General features: G+C 54.9%; 21 protein-coding genes. 7 read left to right on the top strand and 14 right to left on the bottom strand.

Annotation, left to right across the window (positions count from 1 at the left end; translation table 11 throughout):
• Positions 1 to 96 precede the first annotated feature (96 nt).
• The 4 genes from JO226_RS14155 to fumD form a co-directional block, all read right to left on the bottom strand.
• On the bottom strand, positions 97 to 819 hold the full coding sequence (locus tag JO226_RS14155) for an amino acid ABC transporter ATP-binding protein (protein WP_293600077.1): 723 nt from the start codon (positions 817 to 819) through the stop codon (positions 97 to 99).
• On the bottom strand, positions 812 to 1,570 hold the full coding sequence (locus JO226_RS14150) for an amino acid ABC transporter permease (protein ID WP_293600076.1): 759 nt from the start codon (positions 1,568 to 1,570) through the stop codon (positions 812 to 814). The genes JO226_RS14155 and JO226_RS14150 overlap by 8 nt, the downstream gene beginning before the upstream one ends.
• A 66-nt stretch (positions 1,571 to 1,636) precedes the next feature.
• Entirely contained in the window at positions 1,637 to 2,404 is a 768-nt protein-coding gene (locus JO226_RS14145) for a basic amino acid ABC transporter substrate-binding protein (protein ID WP_293600075.1), read from the bottom strand.
• A 129-nt stretch (positions 2,405 to 2,533) separates the two neighbouring features.
• Positions 2,534 to 2,746: a fumarate hydratase FumD gene (fumD, locus tag JO226_RS14140; RefSeq protein ID WP_293600074.1), complete on the bottom strand. Its 213-nt coding sequence runs from the start codon at positions 2,744 to 2,746 to the stop codon at positions 2,534 to 2,536.
• A gap of 421 nt (positions 2,747 to 3,167) precedes the next feature.
• Between fumD and pykF the strand changes: the two genes are divergently transcribed.
• Positions 3,168 to 4,589 (top strand): pyruvate kinase PykF, encoded by a 1,422-nt coding sequence (pykF, locus tag JO226_RS14135; protein WP_293600073.1) that lies wholly within the window; start codon positions 3,168 to 3,170, stop codon positions 4,587 to 4,589.
• 311 nt (positions 4,590 to 4,900) lie between these two features.
• Entirely contained in the window at positions 4,901 to 5,137 is a 237-nt protein-coding gene (gene lpp / locus JO226_RS14130; protein WP_036108615.1) for a murein lipoprotein Lpp, read from the top strand.
• Between the two features lie 89 nt (positions 5,138 to 5,226).
• Here the strand turns inward: lpp and JO226_RS14125 are convergent, their stop codons facing one another.
• The 7 genes from JO226_RS14125 to sufA form a co-directional block, all read right to left on the bottom strand.
• Positions 5,227 to 6,216: a L,D-transpeptidase family protein gene (locus tag JO226_RS14125; protein ID WP_293600072.1), complete on the bottom strand. Its 990-nt coding sequence runs from the start codon at positions 6,214 to 6,216 to the stop codon at positions 5,227 to 5,229.
• Between the two features lie 99 nt (positions 6,217 to 6,315).
• On the bottom strand, positions 6,316 to 6,732 hold the full coding sequence (sufE, locus tag JO226_RS14120) for a cysteine desulfuration protein SufE (RefSeq protein ID WP_293600071.1): 417 nt from the start codon (positions 6,730 to 6,732) through the stop codon (positions 6,316 to 6,318).
• An 8-nt stretch (positions 6,733 to 6,740) separates the two neighbouring features.
• Positions 6,741 to 7,961 (bottom strand): cysteine desulfurase SufS, encoded by a 1,221-nt coding sequence (gene sufS, locus JO226_RS14115; RefSeq protein WP_293600070.1) that lies wholly within the window; start codon positions 7,959 to 7,961, stop codon positions 6,741 to 6,743.
• A complete protein-coding gene (gene sufD, locus JO226_RS14110) occupies positions 7,958 to 9,229 on the bottom strand; it encodes a Fe-S cluster assembly protein SufD (RefSeq protein WP_293600069.1) in 1,272 nt (423 codons plus the stop codon). The genes sufS and sufD overlap by 4 nt, the downstream gene beginning before the upstream one ends.
• Positions 9,204 to 9,950 carry a Fe-S cluster assembly ATPase SufC gene (sufC, locus tag JO226_RS14105; RefSeq protein WP_293600068.1) on the bottom strand — a complete coding sequence of 249 codons (747 nt, stop codon included), beginning with the start codon at positions 9,948 to 9,950 and terminating at the stop codon, positions 9,204 to 9,206. Before sufC ends, sufD begins: the two co-directional genes overlap by 26 nt.
• 17 nt (positions 9,951 to 9,967) lie before the next feature.
• On the bottom strand, positions 9,968 to 11,455 hold the full coding sequence (gene sufB / locus JO226_RS14100) for a Fe-S cluster assembly protein SufB (protein WP_293600067.1): 1,488 nt from the start codon (positions 11,453 to 11,455) through the stop codon (positions 9,968 to 9,970).
• Positions 11,456 to 11,457: 2 nt separating this feature from the next.
• Positions 11,458 to 11,832, bottom strand: coding sequence for a Fe-S cluster assembly scaffold SufA (gene sufA / locus JO226_RS14095; protein ID WP_293600066.1), 375 nt, complete (start codon positions 11,830 to 11,832; stop codon positions 11,458 to 11,460).
• Between the two features lie 567 nt (positions 11,833 to 12,399).
• Between sufA and JO226_RS14090 the strand changes: the two genes are divergently transcribed.
• Genes JO226_RS14090 through JO226_RS23335 form a run of 3 tightly spaced genes read left to right on the top strand, consistent with a single transcriptional unit; the run spans position 12,400 to position 13,287 of the window.
• A complete protein-coding gene (locus JO226_RS14090; protein ID WP_293600065.1) occupies positions 12,400 to 12,762 on the top strand; it encodes a CHAP domain-containing protein in 363 nt (120 codons plus the stop codon).
• Complete coding sequence (locus JO226_RS14085; RefSeq protein WP_293600064.1) at positions 12,762 to 13,187, top strand: DUF3828 domain-containing protein; 426 nt, start codon at positions 12,762 to 12,764, stop codon at positions 13,185 to 13,187. The genes JO226_RS14090 and JO226_RS14085 overlap by 1 nt, the downstream gene beginning before the upstream one ends.
• A 13-nt stretch (positions 13,188 to 13,200) precedes the next feature.
• On the top strand, positions 13,201 to 13,287 hold the full coding sequence (locus tag JO226_RS23335) for a helix-turn-helix domain-containing protein (protein WP_367273560.1): 87 nt from the start codon (positions 13,201 to 13,203) through the stop codon (positions 13,285 to 13,287).
• Positions 13,288 to 13,354: 67 nt separating this feature from the next.
• Here the strand turns inward: JO226_RS23335 and lpxP are convergent, their stop codons facing one another.
• Positions 13,355 to 14,269: a kdo(2)-lipid IV(A) palmitoleoyltransferase gene (gene lpxP / locus JO226_RS14080; protein WP_293600063.1), complete on the bottom strand. Its 915-nt coding sequence runs from the start codon at positions 14,267 to 14,269 to the stop codon at positions 13,355 to 13,357.
• 506 nt (positions 14,270 to 14,775) lie between these two features.
• On the opposite strand from lpxP, the gene yedE reads away from it, so the two are divergent.
• Positions 14,776 to 15,987 (top strand): selenium metabolism membrane protein YedE/FdhT, encoded by a 1,212-nt coding sequence (gene yedE / locus JO226_RS14075; protein WP_293600062.1) that lies wholly within the window; start codon positions 14,776 to 14,778, stop codon positions 15,985 to 15,987.
• Complete coding sequence (gene yedF, locus JO226_RS14070; RefSeq protein WP_062741292.1) at positions 15,984 to 16,217, top strand: sulfurtransferase-like selenium metabolism protein YedF; 234 nt, start codon at positions 15,984 to 15,986, stop codon at positions 16,215 to 16,217. The genes yedE and yedF overlap by 4 nt, the downstream gene beginning before the upstream one ends.
• Positions 16,218 to 16,256: 39 nt before the next feature.
• Here yedF and menI read toward each other — a convergent pair whose 3' ends face one another.
• A complete protein-coding gene (gene menI, locus JO226_RS14065; protein ID WP_293600061.1) occupies positions 16,257 to 16,676 on the bottom strand; it encodes a 1,4-dihydroxy-2-naphthoyl-CoA hydrolase in 420 nt (139 codons plus the stop codon).
• The gene (locus tag JO226_RS14060) at positions 16,673 to 19,729 is read right to left on the bottom strand and encodes an FAD-binding and (Fe-S)-binding domain-containing protein (protein ID WP_293600574.1); all 3,057 of its coding nucleotides are present in this window, start codon (positions 19,727 to 19,729) and stop codon (positions 16,673 to 16,675) included. Before JO226_RS14060 ends, menI begins: the two co-directional genes overlap by 4 nt.
• Between the last annotated feature and the right edge of the window lie 29 nt (positions 19,730 to 19,758).

Raw genomic sequence — 19,758 nt, 5'->3', positions numbered from 1 at the left:
TTTGTTAACATAAGTTGTGATCTAAATCACTCCCCCTCGGATAAGCCAGCCGCGCCGATCCGGCAAGTACGGAGGACGCGGCGACCGGTTCGGACGTCAGAGTACTTTACTGAGAAACGCGGCAGTACGCGGGTTGGTGGGGGCGCCAAAGATTTGTGCGGGTGTGCCCTGCTCCTGGATAATTCCTTGATCGATAAAGATAACCCGATCGGCTACCTCACGAGCGAATCCCATCTCATGGGTAACGATGACCATCGTCATCCCTTCGCCCGCCAGCGCTTTCATCACCGCCAGCACATCCCCCACCAGCTCAGGGTCAAGCGCGGAGGTCGGTTCATCAAACAGCATAATGGAAGGCTGCATGGCCAGCGCCCGGGCAATAGCCACGCGCTGCTGCTGACCGCCGGAGAGGCTTGAGGGCCAGGCGTTACGTTTATCGCTAAGCCCGACTTTCGCCAGCAGGCTCTCGGCCAGCGTCTGCGCTTCGCTGCGGGTCATGCCACGCAGCGACATCGGCGCCATCAACAGGTTTTCCAGCACCGTCATGTGCGGGAACAGGTTGAAGCGCTGAAACACCATCCCGACGCCTTCACGCAGTTTATTGAGATCGGTCTTCGTATCGTGTACCGCATAGCCGTTGACGATAACCTCGCCTTCGGTGACCGATTCCAGCGCGTTCATGCAGCGCAGAAAGGTACTTTTCCCTGAGCCGGACGGGCCGATGATGCAGACCACCTCCTGCGGTTGAATATCGCAATCGATCCCCCGCAGCACATGGCTGTCGCCAAAGTGCTTATGCAGATTTCTGATGTTAATCACTTTTGCCAAACCTCTTCTCAAGACGGTTAACCAATTGCGCCAGCAGGAACGTTATCACCCAATACACCACAGAGATGGTCAGGTAGGGTTCCCAATAGGTGGCATAGGCGCCAGAGACCGTCCGGGCGGCATAAGCCAGATCCGCCAGACCAATGGCGGAAGCCAGCGATGAGTCCTTCACAATCGCTATTGCGTTGTTGCCCAGCGGCGGCAGGATGCGGCGAAACGCCTGCGGCAGGATAACCTTGCGCATTGATTTCCACCACGGCATTCCCAGCGCGCGCGACGCTTCCATCTGTCCCTTGTCGATGGACTGGATCCCGGCGCGGAAAATTTCCGAAACATAGGCGCCGGCATTAAGCGTAATGGCGACAATACAGGACAGAAACGCGCCGTAGTCCGCGCGTAATGCACGGGCGAAATCGCCGCTCATCAGGCCGCCGGTCACCAGCAGGCCGTCGCGCGGGTTGATAAACAGCGGGATCAGCGCAAAGTGCACCACCATGATTTGCACAAATAGCGGCGTGCCGCGAAAAGCGCTCACATAGAAGCGGACCGGAAACTGCACCAGATAGCGCAGCACATATTTCCATGGCCCATGTTCGGCTTTCGCCATCCGCCCGAGGCCCAACGTCAGCCCCCACAGCGTGCCCAAAATCACGCAGATAATGGTGCATTTAATCGTCATCCAGGCGCCTTCCATGAACAGCGGCAGATACTCCTGGATAATCTCCCAACGGAATCCCGTCATACGTTTTCCCTGAAAAAATGCGGCTGGCGCGAAAACCGCGACAGCCGCGTTAAACTCAACTGCGTATTACTGTGCCGGCAGCACAGGCACGTTGTCGTCAAACCAGGTTTTATAGATTTTTGCGTAGGTGCCGTCAGCGACGATTTTCTTCAGACCATCGTTAATTTTCGCCAGCAGCGCATCGTTGCCTTTCGCAACCGCGATACCGAAGTACTGACGCTCAAATTTCGCATCCGCCACCAGTTTGAACTGCTTTTCCGGGTGCTGCTTGATGTAGTATTTGACCACGCCAACGTCGCCGACCGCCGCGCTGACACCGTCTTCAAACAGCTCCTGCAGCATCAGCGGCGTGTTATCGAAGCGCTTGATGGCGGTGCTGTTTTTGCCAAGCACGTCAGAAACCACGATATCGCCGGTGCTGGAGTTAACCACACCGACTTTTTCGTCTTTCAGCGACGCAAGCGAAGTCACTTTAGAGGTCGACGGCACCACGATGGACTGTTCGGCCGGGAAATAAGGTGCGGAGAAATCGACCATCTGCTTACGTTTGTCAGTGATGGTGATCCCCGAAATAATGATGTCGCGGTCGCCCGCGTTCAGAGTCGCGAAAATCCCCTCCCACGGCGTGTTGACCAGCTTAATGTTGAAGTTTTCCGCCCTGGCGATGGCCTTGATGATATCGATATCAAAGCCTTCAAGCTGTTTCTGGTTGTTTTCAAACTCGAACGGACGATAGGTACCGCCCGCCCCGACGACGTAAGTCTCCTGCGCCGCATGCGCGCTGCCCGCCAGCGCCGCCGCTAAACACCCTGCTTTAATCCATTTCGCCCACATACAACCACCTTTTTATGCATTTAATTTGCATAAAAATACATAATAAGCGGAGCGTGCGCAACGGATATGTGGTCGGTCCTGGCGTATTGCGGGCTGAGCGACGAATGCGGTCACTGCAGGACGCGTCGTTTACTGCCCCGACAGCGCCAGAATGACGCTCTCCATCGCCTCACGGGTCAGCTCAGAACGCTTAATTTTCTGATTGGCGAGCGAGGTGCGCAACACGCCAGCAATAACGATATGCTTCGGCTCCTGTCCCAGGTCGCGCATTTCCAGCACCACTTTACCGACAACCCGACACATTTCCTGATACAGCGCATCGTCTTTACTCTGATTACCCATCGTCTGACTCCTGCTAACCTGTTAATAATAAAATTATTATTGATAATTATTTACCACAGATCAAACCCAGGTTACCCCTTTCTGTTACCAGTAAAGATCAAATCAGATAAGAGTATTTAACGACTTCATTCTATTTTTTTGAAACAGCGTTTTTATTTTCTTTTTTACCCGTAACCTCGTATACTGCTCGCGAATTATCACTTGAATGGTTTCAGCGCATTGGACTGCACAAAGAAAAGCACAAAACTTAACCACATTTGCAAAGCTGATAACCTGGCTCACTTTCCTCTGCACGCTTATTTGATGTCACCTATCCTTAACCCGTGGCATCACAACATTCGTTACATCGGTTTGACTCCGCGGCAGTGCGCCCCCGGAGCGAGATTTCCATATCCTTCTCAACTTAAAGACTAAAACTGTCATGAAAAAGACCAAAATTGTTTGCACCATCGGTCCGAAAACCGAATCTGAAGAGATGCTGACCAAAATGCTGGACGCTGGCATGAACGTCATGCGTCTGAACTTCTCCCACGGTGACTATGCAGAACACGGTCAGCGCATCCAGAACTTGCGCAACGTGATGAGCAAAACCGGTAAGAAAGCAGCGATCCTGCTGGATACCAAAGGTCCAGAAATCCGCACCATCAAACTGGAAGGCGGTAATGACGTCTCTCTGAAAGCGGGCCAGACCTTCACGTTCACCACCGACAAATCCGTTATCGGCAACAGCGACATCGTTGCGGTAACCTACGAAGGTTTCACCAGCGACCTGAAAGTCGGCAACACCATCCTGGTTGACGACGGCCTGATCGGTATGGAAGTGACCGCTATCGAAGGTAACAAGGTTATCTGTAAAGTGCTGAACAACGGCGACCTGGGTGAAAACAAAGGCGTTAACCTGCCGGGCGTTTCCATCGCGCTGCCAGCACTGGCTGACAAAGACAAGCAGGATCTGATCTTCGGCTGCGAGCAGGGCGTTGACTTCGTTGCGGCATCCTTTATCCGTAAGCGCTCCGACGTGCTGGAAATCCGTGAGCACCTGAAAGCGCACGGCGGCGAAAACATCCAGATCATCTCCAAAATCGAAAACCAGGAAGGCCTGAACAACTTCGACGAAATCCTCGAAGCTTCTGACGGCATCATGGTTGCTCGTGGCGATATGGGCGTTGAAATCCCGGTTGAAGAAGTTATCTTCGCCCAGAAAATGATCATCGAGAAATGTGTCCGCGCGCGCAAAGTGGTTATCACGGCGACCCAGATGCTGGACTCCATGATCAAAAACCCGCGCCCTACCCGCGCTGAAGCGGGCGACGTGGCCAACGCCATCCTCGACGGCACCGATGCGGTTATGCTGTCTGGTGAATCCGCAAAAGGGAAGTATCCGCTGGAAGCCGTGACCATCATGGCCACTATCTGCGAGCGTACCGACCGCGTGATGACCAGCCGTCTGGATTACAACAACGACAGCCGTAAACTGCGCATTACCGAAGCGGTATGCCGTGGCGCGGTTGAAACGGCTGAGAAACTGGAAGCGCCGCTGATCGTGGTGGCGACCCAGGGCGGTAAATCCGCGCGCGCAATCCGTAAATACTTCCCGGACGCCACCATCCTGGCGCTGACCACCAACGAAGTGACTGCACGTCAGTTGGTGCTCAGCAAAGGCGTTATTCCGCACCTGGTGAAAGAAATCGCCTCTACAGATGATTTCTACCGCCTGGGTAAAGAAGTGGCCCTGCAGCTGGTTGAACGCGGCCTGGCGCAGAAAGGCGACGTCGTGGTGATGGTTTCCGGCGCGCTGGTACCGAGCGGAACCACCAATACGGCTTCCGTGCACGTACTGTAATAATTTACAGCAATATTAATTGTTGCCTGAAAAGCGCCCTCCGGGGCGCTTTTTTTATTCCCTTGATAGACGTTCTCAATAAAAAATCAAATCGGATTTTACTATCTAATAAGAGATTATCTAAGATGAATCCGATGGAAGCGCGCTGTTTTAACACAGTTTTTTTAACCAAAATGTGCAAGTCGGTGCATCTTTGAGCGAACGATCAAAAATAAGCGTGTTCGCACCAAAAAAATATTCTCAATATAAAAAAGTTTGTGTAATACTTGTAACGCTACATGGAGATTAACTCAATCTAGAGGGTATTAATAATGAATCGTACTAAACTGGTACTGGGCGCGGTAATCCTGGGTTCTACTCTGCTGGCTGGTTGCTCCAGCAACGCTAAAATCGATCAGCTGTCTTCTGACGTTCAGACTCTGAACGCTAAAGTTGACCAGCTGAGCAACGACGTGAACGCAATGCGTTCTGACGTTCAGGCTGCTAAAGATGACGCAGCTCGCGCTAACCAGCGTCTGGACAACATGGCTCACTCTTACCGTAAGTAAGAGTACCTGTAATGAAAATGGCGCACTGAGTGCGCCATTTTTTTTGCCTGTCGTTTTACCCCTCCAACGCCCCTTCCTGATGCGTCACCTTATTCCGCCGCCGTCACCGGCACACGGTTCTGAACAGAAAGCACTGAAGCGTTTCCCGTTGCCGCAGGCGTCACGCCTGACGATACCCCCACCGGATACCCGGCACGGCGATACATCGCGCGATCGATCTGTGCCTTATCGCTGGCTTTATCATGAATAAACTGGCTGAAACCAACCGGCAGCGAGTAAGACAACGTCTGCGTATTTTGCCCTTCGTCCTGCGACAGCGGGCGATGCACTTCGATATAGCGTTTGCCATTCGGCTCGATGGAGTACTTCACCGGCTGATTGATGACTCTGACCTGCGTTCCTACGCTAACCTGCATAAACAGCGCTTTGATATCGTCAGGGAACATCCGCATACAGCCTGAGCTAACGCGAAGCCCGACGCTGCTCGGCGCATTGGTGCCATGAATCAGATATTCGCCGCTGCCGTACGCCAGCCGCAACGCATAACGTCCCAGCGGATTATTCGGCCCGGCAGGCACCACGGGCGGTAGCGAGACGCCGCGCTCATGTGAACGCTGGCGAATACCTGGCGTCGGAGTCCAGGTTGGGTTGGGGATCTTCTGCCCGACGCGGGTCGTCATCTCCGGCGTCGCCAGGCCAAGCTGGCCAATACCCAGCGGATAGACCTGCACGCTTCTGCCATCCGGCGGGAAGTAATACAGCCGCAGCTCGGCCAGGTTAACCACAATGCCTTTACGCTGAACGTCCGGCAACAACAGTTGCGACGGAATCGTCACCAGAGTGCCTGGCTTCGGCACCGGTGCAATGGTGTTATTGGCCTCAAGGATCAGCATAGCGGCGGTATCAAAACGCCGGGCGATGGTTTGCAGGGTGTTATCGCCTTCCTGCACGGTGTAGGTTTGATTTTGCCCGACAAGGCGGCTGCCGTCCGGCGGTAATGGATAATCTACGGCCTTTGCGCTTTGCGAAACGCTGAAGGCCCCCAGTAGAGCAAGGGTAATAAGAGACGCGCGTTTCATACTGGTATTCCCTTTATTATTCACTGGCTCAATGTCAGGATACTGAACAAACCACGAGGTAGGGTTCCTCGCTAACAGAATGAAAGCTGTCTCTTTATTTTAGTCAAGGTTTGCGGCTTTGGTGCGAATCGCGCGAATCATTGCCTCCAGTCCCTGAGAACGCGACGGCGTGAGGTGCTGCGCCAGGGACATTTGTTCAAACCAGGGACGAACGTCAAACGCAATAATATCCTGCGCGGTCATCTGGTGATAAAGAATAAAAACGATTGCGATTAGCCCCTTCACAATCGCCGCATCGCTATCCCCCTGCAGCTCAATAACGCCGTCGGCGTTTTGCTGCATCACAATCCATACCTGGCTCTGGCAGCCCTGAATAATATTTTGCGGATTATGCTCGGCATCGCTGAGCGGCGTGAGGCGCTGCCCAAGCTCAATAATATAGAGATACTTCTCTTCCCAGTTTGCGCAACGGCTAAAGTTGCGCAGCAACTTTTCTTTATCCGGTAACACGACCATGACGCAACCTACCCTAATAAACGATGAATACGCTGCAATCCGGTCACCAGACGGTCAACCTCTTCGTGCGTATTGTACATAGCGAGCGATGCGCGACACATGGCGGGTACCTGATAAAAAGCCATCAACGGCATGGCGCAGTGGTGGCCGGTTCGCACCGCCACGCCGTAGTTGTCGAGAAAACTACCGACATCAAAGGCATGGTGCTTGCCGAGGTTAAATGCCACTACGCCGACGCGCGCATCTGGGCCGTACAGGGTCAGGTCCGGCACGCTCGCCAGTTCGGTTAACGCATAATGCATCAGCGTCTGCTCATAGTCGGCGATATTCTCAAGCCCCAGCGCGCAGATGTACTCCAGCGCCGCGCCAAGACCAATAATACCGCCCGTATTCGGCGTTCCCGCCTCAAAACGCCAGGGGGCTTTCGTCCAGGTGGTGCCTTCAGTCAGGCTGACGGTGGCAATCATTGACCCGCCCCCTTCCCACGGCGGCATCGCCTGCAAGAGTTCCTCTTTGACGTACAGAATACCAATCCCGGTCGGGCCATAGAGTTTGTGGCCGGAAAAGACATAGAAATCGCAGTCGAGATCCTGGACGTCTACCGCCGCATGCATCACCGCCTGGGCGCCGTCCACCAGCACTTTCGCCCCGTACTGATGCGCCAGCATCGCCATGGTTTTTACCGGGTTCACGGTACCGAGCACGTTGGAGACCTGCGTGATAGCCAGCAACCGCGTGCGCTCATCAAACAGCGTCGGCATCACCTCAAGCTGCAGGGTGCCATCCTGATTCATCGGGATAACGCGCAGCTCTGCGCCGACCCGGGCGCAGAGCATCTGCCAGGGCACGATGTTGGCATGGTGCTCCATCTGGCTAATGATGATGTTGTCCCCGGCCTGAACGTTGCTGTTGCCCCAACTGTTGGCGACCAGATTAATCCCCTCCGTGGTGCCGCGGACAAACACCAACTCTTCCGCCGAGCGGGCGTTAAGAAAATTCGCCGTCTGCTGACGCACGTTCTCCATGCGCGTCGTCGCCTCAGCGCTTAGCGTATGGATCCCGCGGTGTACAGCGGCATAGCCGTGGCGATAGAACGCCGCTTCGGCGTCAATCACCTGATTCGGTTTCTGCGCGCTGGCGGCGCTGTCGAGGTACGCCAGCGGCTGTCCGTTGATTTCACGCGCGAGGACCGGAAAATCCGCCCTGACCCGATCGACAGCAAAAGTCATGCTCCACCTCCCGGCAGGCGTTCGCCGATACGGGCCAGCACCTGCTGTTTTAGCGCATCGTCGCGGAGGGTTTCAGTCAGCTCAGCGGCAAAAGCGTAAATAATCATCTGCTGCGCGGCCTGGCGTCCGATCCCCCGGGAGCGCAGGTAAAACAGCTGCTCGTCGTCGATACGGCCCACCGTCGCTCCGTGGCTGCATTTGACATCATCGGCATAGATCTCAAGCTGCGGCTTGGTATCCACCTCGGCAAGGCGCCCCAGCAGCAGATTGTTGTTGGTCATCTGCCCGTCGGTTTTGATGGCATGCTGCGCCACGTTGATAACCCCGTTAAACACCGCGCGCCCCTTATCGCTGACAATGGTTTTATGCAGCTGGCGGCTGTTGCAGTACCCCTTATTATGTTCAAGCCAGGTACGGGTATCGCAGACTTCATTTTTTACCGGCATCGCCAGGCTGTTAATGCGCAGCGTCGTATTTTCGCCATTGAGCTGAGCGCTGGTGTTGTGGCGCAACACCGCGCCGCCCAGCAGGAAACTGTTGCTGAAAGCGGCGGCATCCTGCCCTAACAGAATGTCGTTATGCGCAAAGTGATGGCTGGCGGCGTTTTCAAACGCCAGCTTAATATGGTGCAGTTGCGCATTGTCGGCGACCTGCATGGTGAGGCGCGAGCCGGTAAAGTGCCGTGCCTGGCTCAGGCTGACATAATGCTCGATAACCGTCGCCTCGCTGCCTTCGGCGAGTTCAAGGTGGTGACGATAGTGCGCCGTGTTGACGGCATCCCCATCGACACCCTGAGTGATATGCATCAGCAGCAGCGGTTTTGCCGGGCGCTGATGACGGGCAACGGCGATATGCGTGACGGTGGTCGACAGGCTTTCCGTGAGATGCAAAAACACCTCCGGCTGTACGGCCGCGGGCAGCGCGTCACGTAGGTTATCCACGGTGACCGTAAACCCGCTGTGCTGCAGATTATCGCTCAGCGCCGGGCAAAACTGTCCGTCGACAAACACCAGTCGTAGCGCATCCAGCGACAGCGACAGCGCATCCCGCTGCGCCGCATTGACCGGCGTTTGCAGCGCCACGAACGGGCTGTTAAGCAAGCCATCGAGCGAGGTGTATTTCCAGTCCTCATGCTTACGGGAGGGCAGCCCGAGACGCAGCATTTGCTGCAGGTGCTGCTGCGCCTCGGGCGTGCGGCGCGCGCCGTCAGCCTCAAACAGATGGTGCCATTGCTGCAGCGCGTTACTGCTGTTCGGTAAGCCAGCCATAGCCCTGCTCCTCCAGTTGTTTCACCAGTGTGAAATCCCCGGATTTTACGATCCGCCCCTGGTAAAGCACGTGGACATAATCCGGCTTGATATAGTCCAGAATGCGTTGATAGTGCGTCACGATGATAAAAGCGCGTTTTCCGTCGCGCAGCGAATTCACGCCGTCGGCGACAATTTTCAGCGCGTCGATATCCAGACCGGAGTCCGACTCATCAAGAATGCACAGTTCAGGCTCCAGTACCGCCATTTGCAGAATATCGTTGCGCTTTTTCTCGCCGCCGGAAAAGCCGACGTTGACCGAGCGGGTCAGTAAATCTTCCGGCATTTTCAGCAGCTTTATCTTCTCTTCCATCAGATCCTGGAAATCGAAGCGGTCGAGCGGTTCCTGCCCGCGATAGCCGCGCACCGCGTTAAGCGCGGTCTGCAAAAAGAACTGATTACTGACGCCGGGGATTTCCACCGGATACTGGAAAGCCATAAAGATGCCTTCGCCTGCGCGATCTTCCGGTGCCAGTTCCAGCAGGTTTTTCCCCTTGAAGGTGACCGAACCGCCGGTGACGGCATAATCTTCTCGCCCGGCAAGGGTTGCCGAGAGCGTACTTTTCCCGGAACCGTTTGGCCCCATAATGGCGTGGACTTCCCCCGGACGCACCTCAAGGCTAAGCCCGCGCAGAATCGCGTTATCATCCACTGCTACCTGTAATTCTTTAATACTTAACATGTGTTATCCCTTTATCCTTAACCGACGCTGTGTTCGAGGCTGATAGCCAACAGCTTTTGCGCTTCAACGGCAAACTCCAGCGGCAGCTCTGAAAAAACGTCCTTACAGAACCCGTTGACGATCATGGAGATAGCGTCATCTTCACTGATGCCGCGCTGCAAACAGTAAAACAGCTGATCTTCGCCGATACGCGAGGTTGTCGCTTCGTGTTCGAGTTGCGCGCTGTTGTTGCGGCACTCGACGTAGGGGAAGGTATGCGCACCGCAGTCCGGGCCTATCAGCATCGAGTCGCACTGGGTGTAATTGCGCGCGTTGGTCGCCGTCGGCATGATTTTCACTAAGCCCCGGTAGCTGTTCTGGCTGTGTCCGGCGGAGATCCCTTTAGAGATGATGGTCGAACGGGTATTTTTCCCAATGTGGGTCATCTTGGTGCCGGTATCGGCCTGCTGGTGGCCGCTGGTCAGCGCCACGGAGAAAAACTCGCCGATGGAGTTATCGCCGCGCAGGATACAGCTCGGGTATTTCCAGGTGATCGCCGAGCCGGTTTCCGACTGCGTCCAGGACATCTTGCTGTTCTCGCCTTCGCACAGCGCGCGTTTGGTGACGAAGTTCAGGATGCCGCCGCTGTTGTCATTGCCAGGGAACCAGTTCTGCACTGTGGAGTATTTGACCTCCGCATCTTTATGGATGATGACCTCAACCACCGCCGCGTGCAGCTGATAGCTGTCTCGTACCGGCGCCGAGCATCCCTCGATGTAGCTGACGTAGCTGCCCTCATCCGCCACCAGGATAGTGCGTTCAAACTGCCCGGTTTTTTCCGCGTTGATGCGAAAATAGGTGGAGAGCTCCATCGGGCAGCGCACGCCTTTCGGCACATAGATGAAAGTGCCATCAGACGCCACGGCCGCGTTCAGCGCCGCGAAGAAATTGTCGTTACCGGGCACCACCGTACCCAGATACTTCTGCACCAGTTCAGGGTGCTCGTGGATAGCTTCGCCAAAAGAGCAGAAAATAATGCCCTGCTCCGCCAGCTTTTCGCGGTAGGTCGTGGCGACCGAGACGGAGTCGAATATCGCATCCACCGCCACCTCTTTACCTTCTCTTACCGGAACGCCAAGCTGTTCGAACGCGGCCTCCACCTCTTTACTTAAAAAGGCGTTGCCTGCGGGCTGCTGTACTGCTCCTGGTTGCGAGTCGCCGTTGTCGTCGCAATTGCCGCAGGACGGCGCGGAGTAGTAGCTGAAATCCTGATAGTTGAGCTTGTCGTAGTGCGCTTTCAGCCAGTGCGGCTCCTCCATCTCAAGCCAGGCGTGGAAGGCGTTAAGACGAAACGTCAGCATCCACTCAGGCTCATTACGTTTCGCCGAGATGGCGCGCACCACCTCTTCATTGATCCCTTTTTCCAGCTCATCGGTCTGCAGTTGGGTAAAGAACCCTTCTTTATAATTCAGCTGGCCGCCGGTCCAGGTTTTGACATCGTCAGTTGCTTCAGTATTCCGCGACATAGTTACTCCGCCTGCACCCCAAAACTCTCACCACAGCCACATTCGTGCTGTGCTTTTGGGTTATGAAACTTAAAGATCTGGTTTAATCCTTCACGGATATAATCCACTTCGGTACCGTCGACAAACGGCATGGCCTTCAGCGATACCCACAACTTTGCGCCGTCGGATTCAAACAGCAGATCGTCGTCATGCGGCTCAGCCACCGTGTCCAGTACGTAGGCAAAACCGGCGCAGCCGGACTGCTTGATGCCAAGCCGTATCCCCAGCACACCCTGCTTCGCCGCCAGCTCGCGGATACGCTCGGCCGCAGCAGGCGTCAGGTGAATTCCGCGCCAGCTGAAGTCATCGGGGTTAAAGCTTCCTGAATGCAATTCCATAGGTCCACCTCATGTGTTGAAGCCATCAGGGCATAACATCATGTTAGTGATAATGATTATCACTTCAATCCCTGACCGGCAGGGGTTTTCGTCGTAATGGCCGTTTTTGAACGCTTTTAATAAGCATAGACCCTGCAGGAAGGGTTCACAGGCTGGGTCTTTGTTATTTAATTGATTGATAGATATGAAAAATTAGCATATCGAAAGATAAGAGAGGTTAGAAAGGAAAAGATGTATATAAAATACCTATTTATAAGATAGTTTTTTAAAATTTCTATAAATCAACAAATTAAATGATAATCATAGACTTGCCATTTTTCAGGCCAGGGCTGTGTCGGTCGTTTTTTAGACAAAAAACCCGCGCTGGCTCTTTTTTTCCCTGTGCTGCCGAATGCCGATCAGTTAAGGATCGACATTAAGCAACATGACTGGCATAAACATAATTTATACTTAAATAACCATTATAAATCATACAAATAACGGTTAACTGGAGATTGCTATTAATTACAAAAAGTCATGATTTATCGGCGTAATGTTTCTCTTATGTCCAACTGATAAGGAAATATCATGTCGTGGAATAAAGACGGCGCGATCAGTTATGCAAAAACGCACGCACAACCGCAAAGCACCGGTAACTGTGCGCATTACGTCACTAAGGCAATCAGAAACGGGGGTGGACTTAACATCCCCAACACGCGATCCGCAAAAGATATAGGCATAACGCTGGTCAACGCAGGCTTTCGCCTTGTCTATGACCAGCCTCACGCTGGTGACGTAGCAGTCATTCAGTCAATACCCCATCATGATCACGGCCACGTTTGCATTTACGACGGCCAGCAATGGATCAGCGATTTTGTGCAGCGCTCGATGTACCCAGGTCCGGGTTATCGCGAGCTGCATCCACATTACGAACTGTTCAGGCATGACTAATGAGAAAACTGTTGATACTGCTTTTTGTCCTGTCTCCGCTCGCTGTTGCGAGTGATGTTAATCAGCCCGCCGCCGTGGCTCTGACGTTCAACCGCTGGTATATCAATCAACTTAAGCAGGATAAGCCCCCCATTCTCAATCCGGATATCATGGAGAATTACGTCTTTTCACCGACGATTGCCGCAATAAAAAAAATGTACTCCGGTGACAGCAACGATAAGGATATGCCTGATAGCGATATGTTCATAAAATCGCAGGACTGGGATGATGACTGGGACCAGCTAACGATTTTGCAAACTGATTTCGATGCGGTATGTACAAACGTCTATATCGCGTTTGGGAAAGCAAAAGATCACGTTGTGGCTGACTGTCTTGTCCAGGAAAAAGGAAAATGGAAGATTAGATCGGCAACTCTGGTCAAGTGATACATAACCACCTATCCTCTCTACGCTGCGTGAAGGCGGCTACATTGAGGTTAATCGCGGCGTGCTGATGAAAATAAACAACCTGCCGGACGAGTTTTAATCGCGGAAATAAAAAGGCGCGACACCCGGTAATTCGGATATCACGCCCTGACAGACTTAAACAGAAATCAATACAGCGACGTTTCACCCAGCGGACGGGTCTTAAAGCGGCGGTGCACCCACAGATACTGCTCCGGGGCGCGCAGGATCTCTTTCTCAATCACCTTGTTCATATAGCAGGCGGCGAGGAACTCATCGTCCACCGGGTAATCTTTCATCACATCGCTGATATGCAGACGATAACCGCTTCTGTCGGTTTTTCTCACCATCGTGACGGTCAGCAGTTTCGCCCCTGACAGACGCGAAAGAATGCGCGTACCGTCAGTCGTTGCCGCAGACGGCACCGAGAAGAACGGCGCAAATACGCTGCCCTTACGTCCATAGTCCTGATCGGGAGCGAACCACACCGCCTCTCCCTGCTTCAGGGCATGCACCAGCCCGCGCAGGTTACGGCGGTCGATCATCGCTTTATTGGAACGCAGACGCCCTTTCGTTTGCACCCACTCCATCAGCGGGCTGTTGTGCGGACGATAGGTCGCCATCATAGGGCGACACAGCCCCATTGTCCGGCCGCCCAGCTCAAGCGACATAAAATGTACGCCAACCACCATCACGCCTTTTTTTTCCGCCAGCGCGCATTGCAGGTGATCATAACCTTCAACATCGAACCACTTTTTGACTCTGGCATCGCTCCAGAACCACGCCATCCCGGTTTCGATCAGCCCCATTCCCAGAGAGACAAAGTTTTGCTCAATCAGTTTATTTCTGTCACTGACGCTCATCTCCGGAAAACACAGCTCGAGGTTTTTAGCCGCAATACGTTCGCGACGCTTAAGGAAGGGACGCGCCGCTCTGCCCAGCGAAGAGCCGATGATATAGAGCAGCGGATAGGGTAGCTGAACAAGCAACCAGAGGAACCCGAGACCAAACCAGGTTAACCAGTAGCGGGGGCGCAGCAGCGCGGCTTCGAAGGCTTTTGCCATCGTTTTTTTCCTGTAAACAGATGTAGCGAGTAACGCGTAAGGAAAAAACGAATGATTTCATCAATCTTTATGCGATACGTCTTTAAGTGATAACGGACTTAACCGGCCAGTAGTGAGTAGTATAAACGAGCCACAGAAAAAGACCGTAAGAATTAAGATCCTGGCGTGGATCCTAAAATTGGGACTCAGGCCTTGAGGAGACTGGCGACCGCAGCATGAGGCATTTCCTTCTGAAAAGATAGTGAATTAATCTAATCCTGATTAAAAGCGGATTTACATTAATTCAAAATAATTTGGGTAAGAAAAAGACTAATATTCGTTTGCGTGCGTAATGTTTTATTTGGCAATCATCTTTTTGTAAACTAAATATGCTAACTCGCTGATTTCGCCCGTTGTCCTTTCTGCTTTTGATCCTGTCGCGTGTTTTCCCTGACAAAGTGGCGTATTATCGCATTTCTTCAGCCCTTCCGGGCAATAGTTTCCTTCTGAGTTCAGAGGACTTTTCTATGACATGGCAGCACTTCAAACAGGCGTACCTGATCAAATTCTGGTCGCCTGCCCCCGCAGTTATCGCCGCAGGCATTCTCTCTACCTACTATTTTGGCATCACCGGCACCTTCTGGGCCGTCACCGGGGAATTCACCCGTTGGGGCGGACAGCTGTTGCAGCTCGCAGGCATACACGCCGAGGAGTGGGGCTATTACAAGCTCATTCATCTCGACGGGTCGCCGCTGACCCGTATCGACGGCATGATGATTATCGGTATGTTTGGCGGTTGCTTCGCGGCGGCCCTGTGGGCCAATAACGTCAAACTCCGCTTTCCGCGCAGCCGCATTCGTATCGCTCAGGCCGTCGCGGGCGGCATTATTGCCGGGTTTGGCGCGCGCCTGGCGATGGGCTGCAACCTCGCCGCTTTTTTTACCGGCATCCCGCAGTTCTCGCTACACGCCTGGTTTTTCGCCATCGCCACGGCAATTGGCACCTGGTTTGGCGCACGCTTTACGCTGCTGCCAATATTCCGCATTCCGGTGAAAATGCAAAAAGTGTCTGCCGCCTCCCCCCTCACACAAAAGCCGGAGCAGGCAAAGCGCCGCTTCCGTCTGGGGATGCTGGTGTTCATCGCCATGGTGGCCTGGGCGCTGCTGACGGCCTTTAATCAACCCAAACTCGGGCTGGCGATGCTGTTCGGCGTCGGCTTCGGTCTGCTTATTGAACGGGCGCAAATCTGTTTCACCTCGGCGTTTCGCGATATGTGGATAACCGGGCGTACCTACATGGCGAAAGCCATCATCTTTGGTATGGCCGCCAGCGCGATCGGCATCTTTAGCTACGTGCAGTTGGGCATGGCGCCGAAGATCATGTGGGCTGGCCCCAATGCGGTTATTGGCGGCCTGCTGTTCGGTTTCGGCATCGTACTGGCTGGAGGCTGTGAAACCGGCTGGATGTACCGCGCCGTCGAAGGCCAGGTACACTACTGGTGGGTTGGGCTTGGCAACGTTATCGGATCCACCCTGCTGGCTTATTTCTGGGACGACCTCTCAGGGCCGCTTGCCACGAACTGGGACAAAGTGAATCTGCTGACCACCTTTGGCCCGCTCGGCGGCCTGCTGGTGACTTATGCGCTGCTGTTTGCTGCGCTGATGCTGGTCATCATCTGGGAGAAACGCTTCTTTCGCCAAAAAGAGGCCCGTTTACAGCGCGCTAAGGAGACTGCATGAAAACGTACGTACCGGATTACCGTTTAGATATGGTCGGCGAACCCTGCCCCTACCCGGCGGTCGCCACGCTGGAAGCGATGCCATCGCTGAAAAAAGGTGAAATTCTCGAAGTGGTGAGCGACTGCCCGCAGTCGATTAACAACATCCCGCTGGATGCGAAAAACCACGGCTATACGGTGCTGGATATTCAGCAGGACGGCCCCACCATCCGCTACCTGATTCAGAAATAGCCAACGCGTCCGGACGTTGCCTCGCCCGGACGCATTTTATCACTGCGGTGACACCACCGCAGTGGTCAGACGCGACGAGCAACACAACCGCCCCTGCTCGTCGAAGATCTCAATCTGCCACACCTGATGACGCCGCCCGGCGTGCAGCGCCGTACAGACGCCGCGTACGCGACCGCTACGCACGGAGCGAATATGGTTAGCGTTAACCTCAAGGCCAACCACCTGCTCGTCACCTTCGGTACACAGATAACCTGCAACTGAGCCCAGCGTTTCCGCCAGTACCACCGAGGCGCCGCCGTGCAGTAACCCAAACGGCTGATGGGTCCGGCTATCGACAGGCATCGTCGCTTCAATACTCGCATCGCCCAGCTTATCAAAGTGGATGTTGAGCAGCCCGACCATATTGCCTTCACCCATGGCGTTCAGGTTGTCCAGCGTCGCGTTACGTTTCCAGATCATCCAATAATCTCCAGTAGTGCCTGCAGAGGGTGGCGGACGCCGCTACCCTCGATACGTTTTACCTGGCTGCGACAGGAGTAGCCCGTCACCAGACAGCGGTTGCGGGGAAGCTTCTGCATGGTTTGCTGCCATGACAGCGCATAAATCCCCAGTGAATGGGCATGATTTTTCACCTCATGCCCGTAGGTGCCCGCCATACCGCAGCAGCCCACGCTGACGTTTTCCAGCTTTGCGCCGACGTGGGCGAACAGCGCCGACCACTGGCCTGGAGAGGACGGCAATGCGGTCACTTCGGTACAGTGGCCAAACAGGTACCAGGGCTCGCCGCTCACGTCCCGTTTTTCAACGAGAGTCAGCGCCTGCGCCAGCCACTCATGCACCAGTTGAACCTGGAACTCGCCACGCTTATCGCCGAGCGTCTGCTTATATTCATCGCGATAGCACAGCACCAGCGCCGGATCGACCCCGACCATCGGCATACCCAGTTGAGCGATGCGGTTGAGGAAGTCCGCCGTTTTCGCCGCCGTACGGGCGAAGCGCGTCAGGAAACCTTTAATGTGCTGCGCCTTGCCGTTAGGCGAGAACGGCAGCACAACCGGCGTCCAACCCACTTTTTCCGCCAGACGGACAAAATCGGCGACAACCTGCGCATCGTAATAGCTGGTAAACGGATCCTGGACCACCAGCACCGTTCTGGCCTTCTGTTCGGCGCTCAACGCTTCGAGCTGCTCCAGCGTCAGATTTGCCGAGCGGTGTCCGACCATCTGTTGCTGTAGCGTCGGGGTGGATAACAGCGGCAGGTCAATCATGCCGATGTGTTTTTCCGACATCCGCCGCAACAGCGGCTGGCTCAGAAAGAAGTTAAAGGTCCTCGGCGCCCGCGCCATCAGCGGCGCATAGCTCTCCACGGTCGCGACCAGGTGATCGCGCACCGGCCGCAGATAGCGGGTGTGGTACAGCTGCAGGAAGCGCGAGCGAAACTCCGGGACATCAATTTTGATTGGGCACTGGGTGGAACAGGCTTTACAGGCCAGACAGCCCGACATCGCCTCTTTCACCTCATGCGAAAAGTCATATTCGCCCCTGTGCGCATGCCACGTGTTACGGGTGCGCTCGATGAGATGGCGCAGGCTGAGACCCTTTTCAGGCAGCGCATGCTCCAGCTTTATCGGGTCGACGCCGCGGTCGGCAAGCAAGCGCAGCCATTCACGCACCAGCGTCGCACGCCCCTTCGGCGAGTGCATACGGTTGCTGGTGATTTTCATCGACGGGCACATCGGGCTTTTGGCGTCGAAGTTAAAACACAGACCATTGCCGTTGCACTCCATCGCGCCGCGCCAGGAAGAGCGCACGGCGATGGGGATCTGCCGGTCAAATGCCCCGCGCGTGACCCCGTCGACTTTCATCATCGGCGCATCAAGCCCCTCCGGCGGACAGATTTTCCCCGGGTTCAGACGGTTGTGCGGGTCAAAGGCGGCCTTAACTTTGCGTAACTCGCCATACAGCGTCTCGCCGAAAAACGCCGGGCTGTACTGCGCGCGGAATCCTTTGCCGTGTTCCCCCCACAGCAGGCCGCCGTATTTGGCCGTCAGCGCCACCACCTCATCGGAAATCTGCTTCATCAACACTTCCTGCTGCGGGTCGCACATATCCAGCGCCGGACGCACATGCAGCACCCCGGCGTCGACGTGGCCGAACATGCCGTAGCTCAGGCCGTGTCCATCGAGCAGCGCGCGAAATTCCGCGATGTAATCAGCGAGATGTTCCGGCGGCACGCAGGTATCCTCGACGAAAGGAATCGGCTTGGCGGCGCCTTTCGCGTTGCCGAGCAGGCCAACCGCTTTTTTACGCATCGCATAGATTCGCTCAATGCCCGCCAGATTGTCACACAGCTGCCAGCCAATGATTCCGCTTTCACCTGCCGCCATCTGCGCATCCAGCCGCTGGCACAGCGTGCTCACCTGCCCGTCGATAAGCGTCTGGTCATCACCGGCGAACTCCACGATGTTCAGACCCAGCATCTCTTTATCCGGCACGTCGGTGATAAGCTCGCTGACCGAGTGCCAGACGATGTCTTCCCGCGCCAGGTTGAGCACTTTGGAATCGACGGTTTCAACGGACAGCGCCCGCGCCTCCACCATAAACGGTGCATTGCGCAGCGCGGATTCAAAGGAGTCATACTTGACGTTCACCAGCCGACGCACTTTCGGCAGACGCGTAATGTCCAGCCGGGCCTCAGTAATAAACGCCAGCGTTCCTTCGGAACCGGTCAGCACCCGCGTGAGGTCAAACTCGGTCATCTCGTCGTTAAAGACGTGACGCAGGTCGTAACCGGTCAGGAAACGGTTGAGTTTTGGGAATTTGTCGAGAATAAGCTGACGGTTCTCTTTGCAGCGCTGATAAACGGTGCGGTAGATCCGCCCGGAGGTCGACTGCTCTTTCGCCAGCGTTTCAGCAAGCTGAACAGGGACAGGTTGTGTATCAAGAATATCGCCGCCGAGCAGCACCGCGCGCACGCCCAGCACATGATCGGAGGTTTTGCCGTACACCAGCGACCCCTGGCCTGAGGCGTCGGTATTGATCATCCCCCCGAGCGTGGCGCGGTTGCTGGTGGAAAGTTCCGGCGCAAAGAAATAGCCGTAAGGCTTCAAAAACTGATTCAGTTGATCTTTGATAACCCCAGCCTCAACCCGCACCCACCCTTCTTCAGGGTTAATTTCAATGATGCGGTTCATGTGGCGGGACATATCGATAACGATGCCCTGGTTCAGGGACTGCCCGTTGGTGCCGGTCCCGCCGCCGCGCGGGGTAAAGACCAGCGATGCAAAGCGCTCCTGTGCAGAGATCCGCGCCAGCAGCGCGACGTCTGCCGTAGAACGCGGGAAAACCACCGCATCCGGAAGAAGCTGATAGATACTGTTATCCGTCGCCATCGTCAGCCTGTCGGCGTAACGTGTGGCGGTATCGCCTGTAAACCCTTGCTGCTCCAGTGCCTGCAAAAAATTCAGCACCAGCTGTACGACACCTGGCGCTTGAGAAATCTGTGGGATCATCACGCTTGACCCTGCCTGACGTTGTTGTG

The sequence above is a fragment of the Pluralibacter sp. genome, from assembly GCF_019237635.1.
GTDB lineage: Bacteria > Pseudomonadota > Gammaproteobacteria > Enterobacterales > Enterobacteriaceae > Enterobacter_B.
Note: the sequence above shows the minus strand (reverse complement) of the source record. Positions and strands in the feature narration are given on the sequence as shown.